Origin of the sequence: Georgenia sp. TF02-10 (genome assembly GCF_022759505.1) — a bacterium.
Taxonomy (GTDB): Bacteria; Actinomycetota; Actinomycetes; order Actinomycetales; family Actinomycetaceae; genus TF02-10.
Window position 1 is genome coordinate 2,042,576 of sequence record NZ_CP094289.1, and the last position, 12,908, is coordinate 2,055,483.

Sequence of the window (12,908 nt, forward strand, 5' to 3'; positions counted from 1 at the left end):
GGGGGTCGGCCGCCGCGGCCCGGCGGTGGTCCGCGGGCAGCGGTCCGGCCGCCCGCCGTCGTCCCGGCCCCTACCAGAGGTCCGGCGGGTCCACCTGGACGCGGACCGACCCGTCCTCCTTCCGGGCGGTGCGCGCGGCGGCGGCGCGGGCCAGGTGGCGGGCGAGCTGGGCGCCGTGGCGCCGGTCGGTCCGGACCAGCGCCCGGACCCCCTCCCCCACCTCGACCGGGCCGAGCACGACCATCCCGGGCACCGGCTCGAGGTGCGCCAGGAACGACCGGACCGCACCGGCGTCGCCCTGCACGGCGGCGAGCCGCACCGCGGGCGGGAACGCCAGCTCCTCGCGCTCGGCCAGCTCGCGCGCGGCGAACCCGGCGGGGTCCCACCGCACGAGGGCCTGGGCCGGGACCGGGGCGGGCTGCCCGAGCAGCAGCACCCGGCCGCCGTCGGCCGCCCCCCGGACCAGGGCCGCGGCACCGAGCCACCGGCGCAGCGCCTCGGCCCCCGCCCACAGTTCGGGGCGAGAGGTCAGCGCCGCGGCGTCGAGCAGCAGCGCGGCGGCGTACCCGCCCTCGGCCACCGGCTCGGCCCCGGGCGTGGCCACGACCAGCCGGGCCCGCCCGTCCACGGTCTCCACCACCCCGTGCCCGGCGCTCGTCCCGGAGACCACCACCGGCACGGAGGGGAACGCGCGGCCGAGCTCCTCGGCGGTGCGGCCCGAGCCGACCCTGGTCGCGCGCAGCCCGGTGTGCTCGCACTGCGCGCAGGACCAGGTGAGGGCGTGCCGCCCGCACCAGCCGCAGCTGGGCACCGACCGCGCCCCGGCGAGGTTGAGCGGGCCGTGGCAGGCGGGGCAGCGGGCCGGCTCGTGGCAGCGGGCGCAGGCGACCACCGGGACGTACCCGCCGCGGGCGACCTGCACCAGCACCGGCCCGCGCGCCAGCGCGTCCTTCACCAGGCGCCAGGCCGGGGTGGGGATGCGGGCCGCACCGGCCGGCCCCTCGCGGGCCAGGTCGGTCTCGGTGGGGGCCTGGACGAGCGGTGCGGCCCGGCGCACGGCCGGGCGGGGGGCCTGGACCGGGTGGGCCCAGCCGCGCTCGACCAGCAGTTGGGCCTCCACCGTGCGGGCGTACCCGCCCAGCAGCAGGGCCGTGCCCTCGACGTCGGCGCGCAGGGCGAGCACCTGGCGGGCGTGCGGGTAGGGGGCCCGGGGCTCGGCGAGCCGGTCGTCGCCGTCGTCGAAGCAGACCACGAGCCCGAGGTCCTGCACGGGGGCGAACGCGGCGCCGCGCGTGCCGACCACCACCCGCACCGCGCCGGTGAGCACCCGCAGGAAGCTGCGGTAGCGCCGGGCCGGGCCGTCCCCGGCGAGGAGCTGGGCCACCGGCTCGCCGGGGAGCTCGGCGGCGAGGGCGGCGGCGACCGCCGCGACCTGGCGCCCGGTGGGCACGACGACGAGCACCCCACGCCCGCCCGCCCGCGCGGCCCGGGCGGCCTGCGCCACCGGCACCGCCCACGCCGGGGGCCCCTGCCCGGGCAGCACCGTCCAGACGGCCCGCGGGCGGCCGCCGTCGGCCAGGTGCCGGAGGAAGGCCGGGCCGCCGGTGTACGGCCGCCAGGCCTCCCCGTCCGGGGCGGTCGGGTCCGCCGGCACGGGCGCGGGCCTGGCCAGGACCGCGCGCTCGGTGGCGGCGTGGCGGGGCGGGACGGCGAGGCGCAGGACGTCCATGAGCGTGCCGGCGTAGCGGTCGGCGACGGCGCGGGCCCCGGTGAGCACCGCCGGGGTGAGCACCGGGACGGCGGAGACCGCGCGGCGCAGCGGCGTCAGCGAGGTGCCGTGGTCGGTGTCCGCCCGGCGCTCCAGCACGTAGCCGGGCCGGTCCTTGCCGGCGAAACGGACCTGGACCCGGGTCCCGGGCAGCGCGGTGGCGGCCATGTCCGCGGGGACGAGGTAGTCGAAGGGGTGGTCCAGGTGGGCCAGCGGCACGTCGACGGCGACCCGGGCGACCGGGTCCGGCACGCCCTGCCCGTCCACCCGGACCGGGGCCGGTGCGGGGCGCGCGAGGAGGGTGCCCTGCTCGCCTGGTGCCATGGGCTCATCCCACCACGGACCACCGACACGGCTCTGCGCGGGTGCCGCGGGTGCGGCCGCGGCCGGTGGTCGGCTACCCGGGCGGTCCCCGGCGTGCTTCCGGCGGTCCCCGGGGTCCTCACGCGGTCCCCGCGGCGCCCGCGGCGCTCCCGGCGGCCGCGGCGGTCGTGGTGCTCCGCAGCCGCAGGAACGTCGGGGTCAGCATCGGGACGGCGGAGACGACCAGACCGATCGCGCCGAGCAGGACGCCGGTGCGGGCCCCGAGGGACTCCCCCACCACCCCGGCCAGCGCGGCGCCCAGCGGGATCGAGCCGTACATGACCTGGGTGTAGGCGCCGGCGGAGCGGGTGAGCTCCTCGCGCGGGATGAGCTGCTGGCGCATGGTGACGGAGTAGACGTTCGCGTTGCCCTCCCCGACCCCGCGCACCAGCATGACCGCGGCGACGACGGCGGCCAGGGCCCAGCCGGTGAGCGGCCAGGCGGGCAGTAGCACCGGGACCAGGCACGAGGCCAGCAGCGAGAGCGCGAAGGCGCGACCAAGGCCGCACCGGTCGGCCAGGCGCAGCGCCGTCAGGGTGCCCACCAGCCCACCGACCCCGGCCGCGGCCAGCGCGAGGCCGTAGGCGCCGGGGTCGACGTCCTGCTGGCGCACGGCCCACAGGATCAGGTTCAGGACCAGGACCTGTTCGGTGGCGTTGTAGGTCGCGGCGTGGATGGTCAACGCGCGCAGGTGAGGCTGGGTGAACAGGATCCGCAGCCCGGTCAGGATCGGTAGCCGCCCGCTGGTGCTCGAGCCGCGGCTGTGGGCGCCGGGCGCGGCGTCGGTGGAGACCGCGAGGCGTTCGCGGGGGTGGCTGGTGGCGACGCCGAGCGCGGAGGCGAGGTGGCCGACGGCGGTGACGATCACTGCTGCGGGGGCGCCGGCGGCGGAGATGAGCAGACCGGCCAGGCCGGGGCCGCTGATCTCGGTGACGGTTCGGCTGCCCTGCACGGCGCGGTTGGCGGCGGCCAGGTGGACGTCTCGGACCAGGGCGGGGACGAAGGCGAAGGCGGACAGGCCGAAGACCAGGGCGCAGCAGCCGCTGGCGAAGGTGATGGCGGCCAGCAGCGGCACGGTGAGCCAGCCACCGACCCAGGCCAGGGGGATCTGGGCCAGCAGGAGCGCCTGGAGCAGGTCGGTGGCGATCATCGAGCGCTTCTGGTCACGCCCGTGCAGCAGGTGCCCGGCCAGCAGGGCGAAGAGCAGGTAGGGCAGGGTGCCGGCGGTGGCGACGAGGCTGACCGCCGCGGGTCCGGCGTCTAGGGCGATGGCCGTGACCAGCGGGATGGCGACCGTGGTGAACTGCGCGCCGGCGCTCGCCGCGGACTGGCCCAGCCAGTAGTGACGGAAGCTGCGGTCGCCGCGGAGGAGGGTCCAGCTCGGGTCGCGCAGCCGGCCGCCCCGCTGCTCGCTTGCGTGGTTGCTTCGTTGGTCGCTTGCCGGGCTGTTCCGCTGGCCGCTTGCCCGGCTGCCCACCCGCCCGCTCCCCTGGCGGCTCATGGCGTCCCGCCGGGGCCGAGCGGGGCCGCACTGGGCCAGACTGGAGGGGTGAGCGTACCGAGCGGAGTCGAGGCGAGTGGGGCGGGTGCCTGGAAGGCGACGCCGTCCGTGCCCTGGCCTCCCCGGGTGCCCGCTGCCGTCGCGGCATCGGTGGGTGCTTCGTGGGGTAGGCGCACGGCCCCTCCTCGTGGTCATCGGCCCCCTCGGCCGAGACGTTACCGATGATTTCAAATGACCGGTAACGGACGCGTGCCGGCGGACAGCGGCTATCCCGAGCCCGGAGGGCGAGCCCCGGCTCCGCCTCCGCTGCGCCTGGCTCAGGTCTTCGTCAACACCGCCGACCGCGAGGCCGGTGCGGACGCCCTGCAGAGTCCCGGCGACCTCGTGCAGTGGCTGGCCAGCTACGACCTGCTGGACGCGCGGGCACCCGCCGGGCCGGACGACATCGCCCTCGCGCTGGATCTGCGGGAGGGGCTGCGGGGCCTCTTCCTCAGCCACAACGACGGGCCGGACGCCGGCCCCACCGACCCGGACGACGTCAAGAATGAACGTCGGCTGGAGCGGGCCTTGGCGCAGCTGCCGGTACGCATGACGGTCACCGGAGGCGTCGTGGGAACCGCGCCGTCGTCGGACTCCCCGGTCCGGGCCGCGCTCACCGAGATTGCCGTCGTCCTCGTCCGGGCGGACCCGGCCCAGCTGACGCGGCTGAAGGCGTGCCGGCGCGACGTGTGCCGCTGGGTGTTCTACGACTCCTCACGCAACCGGGGCAGCACCTGGTGCGCCATGGGCATCTGCGGGGCGCGCACCAAGATGGCGACCTACCGGGACCGCCGCCGCGATCGCTGACCCCCGGCGGCGTAGCGGCCGCCGACCGGGTTGGCGCTGGGCATGGCGTGCGCGTGATGTCCTTCCGCGGCCGGTGGTGACGGTCGTGGCCCGGCCGTCCTGGTGGCGGTCGTGCCCGTCTCGGCGGTGCTGGTGCCCAATCCGCGCTGTCCACCGTGGTGCGCTCTGACCTGTTCGTGCACAGCGGTTCTCCGTGAGGGACGAGCTGGGTGGGGCTGTGGAAGACGGGCCGCCGTGTCGGTCCCGGGCGCTAACTCTAGCACAGGCGTTCGATGAGAAGCTCGACGGCACGGGTGCTGGGGAGGGGTGGTGGTGATGACGACGGCGACGACGTCCGTGCCGCTGTCGCTGGTGACCTCGCCGCCGAGTGTGGCTTCCGCGTTGCCGCCCGCCAAGGGGTTGGCGGCCCTGGCGGGCGCAGCGGCGACGTCGGTGGCCGGTAGTGGCGCCCTGCCTGCTCGTGCACAGAACTTCTCCTCAAGCTGCGGGCTGGGTGGGTCTGTGGAGGGCGGGCGGTCGTGTCGGAGCCTCGCGCTAGCCTCGGTACAAGCGTTCGATGAGAGGCTCGACGGCACGGGTGCGGGGAGGGGTGGTGGCGATGACGACGACGATGACGTCGGTGCCGCCGGCCCCGTCGGGTGTGCCCTCGCCCGCCGCCCCCGCTGCCGCCTCGCCGGCTGCAGCGCCCTCGCCCGCTGTGCCGGCTCCGGATGTGCTGGTGGGACTGGTCGCTGAGGCGGTGGCCGCCCTGTCATCGGGGGCGCCGGCCTCGGGCGCCGGCGGGTGGGGGCAGGCGGTGCGGGTGGGGGTGATCGGCGGGCTGGACGCGGTGATCAGGGACCTGACGGTGTACCGGGGGCAGGTGCTGCTGGCGCACCGGGAGGACGGGGGTTGGGGGACGGGGCAGGACCGGGACTTTGCGGACTGGCGCTCGCGGACCACCGGTGGTGGGCGGGGCGCGGCGACCGGGGAGCTCGTGGTCGCGGAGGGGATGGCGGAGATCCCGGCCCTGCAGGACGCGGTCGCTCGGGGTGAGCTGGGGCTGGAGCACGCGAAGGCGCTGGCCCGGGTCCGCCAGGGCGCCTCCGGCCCGGTGAAGGAGGCGCTGTCGGGGGACGTGGGGGCCGAGCTGGTGGAGAAGGGCAAGGGCCTGTCCGCCCCGGACCTGGCGCGGGAGGCGCGCAGGGTCGCCGCCCAGATCGACGCGGCGGCGGCGCAGGCGGACTTCGAGGCGGTGTGGCAGCGGAGGTCGGTGACGACCCGGCGCAGCGGCGGGGCGGCGACGGGGCAGTGGGTGCTGGACCCGGTGTCCGGGGCGGTGGTGGCGACCGCGCTGGACGCCATCGTCGGGGTGCCGGGCAAGGAGGACACCCGCACGAGGGAGCAGCGGCTGGCTGATGCGTTGGTGACGATGGCCTCCCGGGTGCTGCAGGTCGGGGCGGACCTCAACGGTGCCCAGGTCCGTCCGCACCTGGCGGTGGTGGTCCAGGAGGAGACCTGGGCCGCCACCACCGCGCACCGGCGGGCGCAGGAGGCCGCCGACCAGGGCGCCGCGTTCGGCCTGACCACCCCCCACCACGAAGACGACGACACCGGGTGTGTGAGGGTGCGGCCCGCGCTGCCGGCGGTGGTGGGGTTGCCGGACGTGGCCCCGGGTGAGCTGGAGGACGGCACGGTGGTCCCGCTGGGGGAGCTGGGCCGGCTGCTGTGCGACTGCGAGGCCACCCGGGTGGTGCTGGACGCCGCCTCGGTGGTGCTGGACGTGGGGCAGAGCCAGCGGACCTACACCGGTGAGCTGCGGCGGGCGGTGACGACCCGGGACCGGCGCTGCCGGTGGCCCGGGTGCACCGTCCGGGCGTCGTGGTGCGAGGTGCACCACGTGCGGTGGTGGTCCCACGGCGGGGCGACGTCGGTGGCCAACGGGATGACCCTGTGCTCCTTCCACCACCACGTGCTGCACGCCCAGCACGTGCTGGTGGTCCCCGGCGGGGAGGGGTTCGCCTTCTACCACCGCGACGGGCACCTGATCGGCACCAGCCCGCACCCCCCAAGGGGGCCGCGCTCGACCCGACGGGCACCGGTCGCCGACGGGTACACCCCGGACCTGACCGGCACCCGCCAGCACCTCACCGACCCCCTGAACAACCCCCGGGGCCGTGCGCCCGACCCGCCTACCCGCGTTGACGGCAGACCGGGCCTCGCGCCGGGCGGACCGGGCGGGTTACCGGACGGCTCCAGAGGTCAACCCGATGCTCAGGGGACAGCCCTGCCCACCAGCCCCGGACCCGGCGGGCGGGCCGGCCCAGACCCGCGCGCCACCGACTCCGCTCGGCCTCACCAGGCGAGCACCAGCGCCGAACCCATGCTCTGGGACGACCCCGCCGTCACCTGACCGGTCGCCGGCCCTGCTGAGCAGTCGACATCGTGACGTCTCGAGCGGGCGCGCGGGCGGGCGACGGCGATGCCCCCGCCGTCAGCGGCCGCCCTCGGCGGGCTCCCTCTCGGTGGGCAACGTCTGCGAGGCCGAGAGCTCAGCCGACGGCCCCGGCCGCCGCGGCGAGGGCGTCGGCGCGGTCGGTGCGCTCCCAGGTGAACTCGGGCAGCTGCCGGCCGAAGTGGCCGTAGGCGGAGGTGTGCCGGTAGATCGGCCGCAGCAGGTCCAGGTCCTGAATGATCGCGGCCGGGCGCAGGTCGAAGACCTCCCGGATGGCGGCCAGGATCCGCTCCACCGGCACCGTCTCGGTGCCGAACGTCTCGACGAACAGGCCCACCGGGTTCGCCTTGCCGATGGCGTAGGCCACCTGCACCTCGCACCGGCGCGCGAGCCCGGCGGCGACGACGTTCTTGGCAACCCAGCGCATCGCGTACGAGGCCGACCGGTCCACCTTCGAGGGGTCCTTCCCGGAGAACGCGCCGCCGCCGTGCCGGGCCATCCCGCCGTAGGTGTCCACGATGATCTTCCGCCCGGTCAGGCCGGCGTCACCCATCGGCCCGCCGACGACGAACCGCCCGGCCGGGTTGACCAGCAGCTCGGTGTCGGCGGTGCGCAGGTCCACGCCGGCCTCGGCGAGCACCGGTCGCACCACCTCCGCGGCCACCGCCCGGTGCAGCCAGCGCAGGTCCACCGCGTCGTCGTGCTGGGCGGAGACCACCACCGCGTCCAGGCTCACCGCCCGGTCGCCGTCGTAGCCGATGGTCACCTGCGTCTTGCCGTCCGGCCGCAGGCCCGGCACCACCCCCTGCTTCCGCACCGCGGTGAGCCGCTCGGCGAGCCGGTGGGCGAGGTGGATCGGCAGCGGCATCAGCGCCGGCGTCTCCTCGCAGGCGAACCCGAACATCAGGCCCTGGTCCCCCGCGCCGAGCCTGTCGAGGTCGTCGTGCGCGCCGGCGTCGTCGCGGTTCTCCAGGGACTTGCTCACCCCGGCGTCGATGTCCGGGGACTGCTGCCCGATCGACGTCGACACCCCGCACGAGCGTCCGTCGAACCCGATGGCCGAGGAGGTGTACCCGATCCGGGTGACCTCGTCCCGGACGATCTGCGGGATCTCCACGTAGGCGGAGGTGGACACCTCCCCCACCACGTGCACGAGGCCGGTGGTCACCATCGTCTCCACCGCCACCCGGGCCTCGGGGTCCTGCTCCAGGATGGCGTCGAGGATGGCGTCGGAGATGCGGTCGCAGACCTTGTCCGGGTGCCCCTCCGTCACCGACTCGGACGTGAACTGGCGCAGGCGGGCGGGGCGGGTCACCCAGAGATCGTAGTCGCCCGGTCCCACACCCCGAGCACCGCGTCCCACACCGCGTCCGCGACCTCGGCCTTCGTCCCGGCGGCGCGGGCGACGACGTCCCCGGCCCGGTCCAGGACGGTCACCGCGTTCGGCACGTCGCCGAAGCCGACGGCGGTGCCGACCTCGTTGACGACGAGCAGGTCCGCCCCCTTGCGCCGGGCCTTCTCCCGCCCGTGCGCGAGCACGTCCCCGGCGTCGTCGCCGGTCTCCGCGGCGAACCCGACGACGACCTGCCCCGCCGCCAGCGGCGCGGCGGCGAGCTCGGCGAGGATGTCCGGGTTCTCCACCAGCGCGATGGGGGCCGGCCCGGCGCCGGCGGTCTTCTTGATCTTGTGCTCGCTGGCCGCGGCGGGCCGGAAGTCGGCGACGGCGGCCGCCATGACGACGGCGTCCGCGGCGGCGGCCGCGGCGCGCACCGCCGCGCGCAGCTCGGCGGTGGTCTCCACCGGCACCACGGTGACGCCGCCGCCGGGAAGGACGACGGCGTCGACGTTGGCGGCGACGAGCGTCACGGCGGCGCCGCGGGCGGCGGCCGCGGCGGCGATGGCGGCGCCCTGCCGGCCGGTGGAGCGGTTGCCGAGGAACCGGACCGGGTCCAGGGGCTCCCGGGTCCCGCCGGCGGAGACGACCACGCGCCGGCCGGCCAGGTCGCGGTCGCGGACCAGGGCGAGCGCGGCGGCGGCGATCTCGGCGGGCTCGGGCAGCCGGCCGGCCCCGGTGTCGGCGCCGGTGAGCCGGCCGGTGGCCGGGTCCAGGACGTGCACGCCCCGGCCGCGCAGGGTGGCGACGTTGGCGACGGTGGCCGGGTGGCGCCACATCTCGGTGTGCATCGCGGGGGCGAGGAGGACCGGGCAGGTGGCGGTGAGCAGGGTGGCGGTGAGCAGGTCGTCGGCGAGGCCGGCCGCGGCCCGCGCGAGCAGGTGCGCGGTGGCCGGGGCGACCACCACGAGGTCGGCGGAGCGGCCCAGCGCCACGTGGTCCACGTGCTCGGCGTCGTCGAAGACGCCGGTGCGGACCGGCTCGCCGGACAGCGCCTCCCAGGTCGGCCGGCCGACCATCGCCAGGGCCGCCTCGGTGGGCACGACCCGGACGCGGTGCCCGGCCTCGCGGAACAGCCGCAGCAGGTAGGCGGCCTTGTAGGCCGCGATGCCGCCGGTGACGCCGAGGACGATGCGCAGCGCGCCGCCGGACCCCGGGGTCTCGGCGGCGCGCGTGGTGGTGCCGGTCATGCCCGCGTCGGTCAGTCCTCGGTGCGGGTGAGGGTGAGCATGCCCTCGTTGATCTCGCGCATGGCGATGGACAGCGGCTTGTCCTCCTGGGCGGCGGGCACGAGCGGCCCGACGAACTCCAGCAGGCCCTCCTGGAGCTGGGCGTTGTAGGTGTTGATCTGCCGCGCGCGCTTGGCGGCGTAGATCACCAGCGCGTACTTGTTGTCCACCTTCTCGAGCAGCTCGTCGATCGGCGGGTCGGTGATGCCCTCGGGGGCGGCGACGGTTCCGTACATGTGACCTTCTTCTGGACGGGTGCGGCGGGGCGGCCGGTGCCGGGCCGGACGAGGGGCCGGCGTGCGGGCGCGTGCGACATGCCATCGTACCCTGCTGCGGCGTGGACCGGCTGGCCGTGCCCGGGCGGGCCGGGCGGGCCATGCGGAGCGCGCTGCGATGCCTCGGCGGGCCAGGCGTGCCCGGGCGGCGGGTCCGTCGTCGGCGGCCTCGTAGGTTCGGACGACGACGCGCCGTCGGCGATCCGCTCAGCGCGCGGGCAGGCCCATCAGCGCCAGCACCTCGTCGGTGGCCCGGGCGACGTCGTCGTTGACGACGACGTGGTCGAACTCGGTGACCGCGGCGAGCTCCTCGCGGGCGGTGAGCAGCCGGCGGGCCCGTTCCTCCGGCCCCTCGGTGCCGCGGTGGACGAGCCGGCGCTCGAGCTCGGCGAAGCTCGGCGGGGCGAGGAAGACGAACTGGGCGTCGGGCATCGCGGCCCGGACCTGGCGGGCCCCCTGGAGGTCGAGCTCGAGGAAGACGGGCCGGCCGGCGGCGAGCTCGCGCTCCAGCGGCTGCCGGGGGGTGCCGTACCGGTGCCGGCCGTGCACGACCGCCCACTCCAGCATGCAGCCCTTGGCGACGGCCTCGTCGAACTGGGCGTCGGTGAGGAAGTGGTAGTGCAGCCCGTCGACCTCGCCGGGCCGCCGGGGCCGGGTGGTGGCGGAGACGGAGATCCACAGGTCGGGCCGCCGCCGCCGCATCTCGGCCATGATCGTGCCCTTGCCGACGGCGGTGGGGCCGGACAGGACGGTCAGGCGCGCGGGCGAGGCGGAGACCGCTGCCATGGTGTCGGGGGCGGGGTCCGTCATGCCGCCATCCTGCCAGGGCCGGTCACCGTGGTCCCCCGGCGGCTGGACGCCGACGGCGTCCAGGCCGGCCGACGGCGACGGCGGCCGACGGCGGTGATGACTGACGGCGACGGCGACCGCGACCAACGGCGCTGATGACTGACGCCGACGGCGACGGCGACGACTGACGGCGACGGACGACGACTGACGGCGACCGACGAGGTCGGCTACCGACGGCGAGTGACAGCGACGGCGACGGCGAGGTCGGTGAAGCGACGGCGACGGCGAGGTCGGTGAAGCGACGGCGACGGCGGCCGCCGGCGGCGTCCGTGGTTCGCCGGCGGGACTCGGTCCCGATGCGGGCCTCCGCAGGCAGCCTCGCCGGCGGACTCGTTGCTCTGGTGCGGGGCCTCCGAGACGGGCCCGTCCGCGCCCCCGTTCCCGGTGCAGGGCCTCGGAGAGGGGGGCGGTCAGCCGAACCGCTCCACCAGGGCGGCCGTCTGGTGCGGCCCCAGGCCACGGACCCGGCGCGCCTCGGAGATGCCGAACTCCGCCATGAGGTTGCGTGCCTTCGCCTTGCCGACTCCGGGCAGGGACTCCAGGAGGGAGACCACCTTCAGCTTGCCCAGGGCGTCGTCGTCCTTGGCCGACTGCAGGACCTCGGAGAGGCTGACCTGGTTGTACTTGAGCTTGTTCTTCACTTCGGCGCGGGTGGCGCGGGCAGCCGCTGCTTTCGCCAGGGCTTGGGAACGCTGCTCGGGGGTCAACGGTGGCAGGGGCACGGAAGTCACCTCGGCGTGTGGAAGGGAAACCGCATGGTGGCACGACGGTAGCGATTCAACCGGTCACCGGCAACGGGCCTCCGGCCCCTCGGGCCAGCGTGGCCAGGGGCGACGGGACGGGCTCCCAGGCGCCGGCCCGGACGGGCCCGTAGGCGCCGGCCCGGACGGGTCCGTCAGGCGCTCCTCGGTGCCGGTCGGTGCCGCAGCGTTGGACAGTGCCCAGCGCCGGCCGGGGCAGCGGCGCTCGGACCTGCGGTCTTACCGTCCGACTGGGCCGGTGGGGACGGCGGAGGTGGTGCCGCCGGCGGCAGCGGGACGGCGATGTGACCGCCAGGTGCCTGCCGCTGCTGCCCGGCGAGGGGGGCCACTGGTGCTGCTGATGCAGGTGTGGTTCGCATCTGGGCAGCCAGGAGGGCCGGCGCCGGCAATAGGAAGGCGTGACTGTCGGAGAATTAGCGCAAAGGTGCGCGGTGACCGGTGTGCCATCGCTCTTCCGGCGACATCGCCGGCACGGTCGCACATTTGTATTACTTTTCCGCCACTTCGTAGGTCGCCGCCCGCTGGACGGCTGGGTCCCCGTGGGCCGGTTCGGTTCCCCGGCGCGGGACGGCTGGGTACACCGTGCGGCAGGCGGGTCAGCGGTCGAGAGCCGCCCGGGCCTCGGCGACGCCTCGGTCCACCGCCGCGCGCAGGCCGGTGGGACCGGCCCCCAGTACGCTTCGGGACACGTGGGCGAGCACCTGCCGGCGGGCCGGGCCAAACACGCGCGCGAGCTCGTCGGCACCGGCGCCCTGCGCGCCCACGCCCGGCGCGAGCAGCGGCCCGCCTGCTCCGGCGAGGTCCAGGCCGAGGTCGGCGACGGTCGAGCCGACGGTGGCGCCGACCACAAGCCCGACGGACCCCAGCCGCTCCCCCGGCGCCGCGGCGTTGGCGGCGCGGACGCCGTCGACCATCTGCCGGGCCACCGGGCCCGCCGGGCCGGTGGCGTGCTGCACCGTCGCGCCCTCCGGGTTGGAGGTCAGGGCGAGGACGAAGACGCCACGGCCCTCCGCCCGGGCGAGGTCCAGCGCCGGGCGCAGGGACCCGAAGCCGAGGTAGGGCGAGACCGTGATGGCGTCGGCCGCGAGCGGGGCGCCGGGGCGGAGGTAGGCGTCGGCGTAGCCGGCCATGGTGGAGCCGACGTCCCCGCGCTTGACGTCGAGGATGGTGAGGGTGCCCGCGGCGCGGGCGGCGGCGAGCACCTCCTCCAGCACCCGGACACCGTCGGCGCCGTGCCGCTCGAAGAACGCAGCCTGCGGCTTGAGCGCTGCGACGTGCCCGCCGAGGGCGTCGACCACGGTCAGGGCGAAGGTGCGCAGCCCGGCGGCGTCGTCGGGCAGCCCCCAGTCGGCCAGCAGGCCGGGGTGCGGGTCGATGCCCACGCAGACCGGGCCGTGGGCGTCCATCGCGTCGGCGAGCCGGTCGCCGAACGGTGCAGGGGGCGTCATGGGCAGTCTCCGATCGTTGCGCGGTGCGCCGTCGGCGGGCG

General features: G+C 76.4%; 10 protein-coding genes. 2 read left to right on the plus strand and 8 right to left on the minus strand.

The genetic code is table 11. The features are described 5' to 3' along the window. Nucleotides 1-70 precede the first annotated feature (70 nt). Both MF406_RS09225 and MF406_RS09230 read right to left on the minus strand, forming a co-directional pair. Nucleotides 71-2,092, minus strand: a complete 2,022-nt coding sequence (locus tag MF406_RS09225; RefSeq protein ID WP_242892213.1) for a primosomal protein N' — start codon at nt 2,090-2,092, stop codon at nt 71-73. A 118-nt stretch (nt 2,093-2,210) separates the two neighbouring features. After that, a complete protein-coding gene (locus tag MF406_RS09230; protein WP_242892215.1) occupies nt 2,211-3,608 on the minus strand; it encodes an MFS transporter in 1,398 nt (465 codons plus the stop codon). A gap of 255 nt (nt 3,609-3,863) precedes the next feature. Between MF406_RS09230 and MF406_RS09235 the strand changes: the two genes are divergently transcribed. Beyond that, on the plus strand, nt 3,864-4,478 hold the full coding sequence (locus tag MF406_RS09235) for a CGNR zinc finger domain-containing protein (protein ID WP_242892220.1): 615 nt from the start codon (nt 3,864-3,866) through the stop codon (nt 4,476-4,478). Between the two features lie 718 nt (nt 4,479-5,196). Next, nucleotides 5,197-6,870: an HNH endonuclease signature motif containing protein gene (locus MF406_RS09240; protein WP_305852947.1), complete on the plus strand. Its 1,674-nt coding sequence runs from the start codon at nt 5,197-5,199 to the stop codon at nt 6,868-6,870. A 139-nt stretch (nt 6,871-7,009) separates the two neighbouring features. Here MF406_RS09240 and metK read toward each other — a convergent pair whose 3' ends face one another. The 6 genes from metK to pyrF all read right to left on the minus strand — a co-directional run bounded on the left by metK (nt 7,010) and on the right by pyrF (nt 12,867). Then, the gene (gene metK / locus MF406_RS09245) at nt 7,010-8,227 is read right to left on the minus strand and encodes a methionine adenosyltransferase (RefSeq protein WP_242892240.1); all 1,218 of its coding nucleotides are present in this window, start codon (nt 8,225-8,227) and stop codon (nt 7,010-7,012) included. Next, a complete protein-coding gene (coaBC, locus tag MF406_RS09250) occupies nt 8,224-9,444 on the minus strand; it encodes a bifunctional phosphopantothenoylcysteine decarboxylase/phosphopantothenate--cysteine ligase CoaBC (protein WP_242897749.1) in 1,221 nt (406 codons plus the stop codon). Before coaBC ends, metK begins: the two co-directional genes overlap by 4 nt. Before the next feature lie 62 nt (nt 9,445-9,506). After that, nucleotides 9,507-9,770 (minus strand): DNA-directed RNA polymerase subunit omega, encoded by a 264-nt coding sequence (gene rpoZ / locus MF406_RS09255; RefSeq protein ID WP_242892253.1) that lies wholly within the window; start codon nt 9,768-9,770, stop codon nt 9,507-9,509. Between the two features lie 246 nt (nt 9,771-10,016). After that, entirely contained in the window at nt 10,017-10,619 is a 603-nt protein-coding gene (gene gmk / locus MF406_RS09260; protein ID WP_242892255.1) for a guanylate kinase, read from the minus strand. Between the two features lie 449 nt (nt 10,620-11,068). Further along, nucleotides 11,069-11,380, minus strand: coding sequence for an integration host factor, actinobacterial type (gene mihF, locus MF406_RS09265; protein ID WP_242892258.1), 312 nt, complete (start codon nt 11,378-11,380; stop codon nt 11,069-11,071). A 635-nt stretch (nt 11,381-12,015) separates the two neighbouring features. Further along, nucleotides 12,016-12,867, minus strand: a complete 852-nt coding sequence (gene pyrF / locus MF406_RS09270; protein ID WP_242892261.1) for an orotidine-5'-phosphate decarboxylase — start codon at nt 12,865-12,867, stop codon at nt 12,016-12,018. Between the last annotated feature and the right edge of the window lie 41 nt (nt 12,868-12,908).

Coding starts and splice junctions, on each gene's coding strand:
- MF406_RS09235 (WP_242892220.1), top strand. CDS start 3,864: ATGACCGGTAACGGACGCGTGCCGGCGGACAGCGGCTATCCCGAGCCC.
- rpoZ (WP_242892253.1), bottom strand. CDS start 9,770: ATGTACGGAACCGTCGCCGCCCCCGAGGGCATCACCGACCCGCCGATC.
- MF406_RS09225 (WP_242892213.1), bottom strand. CDS start 2,092: ATGGCACCAGGCGAGCAGGGCACCCTCCTCGCGCGCCCCGCACCGGCC.
- gmk (WP_242892255.1), bottom strand. CDS start 10,619: ATGACGGACCCCGCCCCCGACACCATGGCAGCGGTCTCCGCCTCGCCC.
- pyrF (WP_242892261.1), bottom strand. CDS start 12,867: ATGACGCCCCCTGCACCGTTCGGCGACCGGCTCGCCGACGCGATGGAC.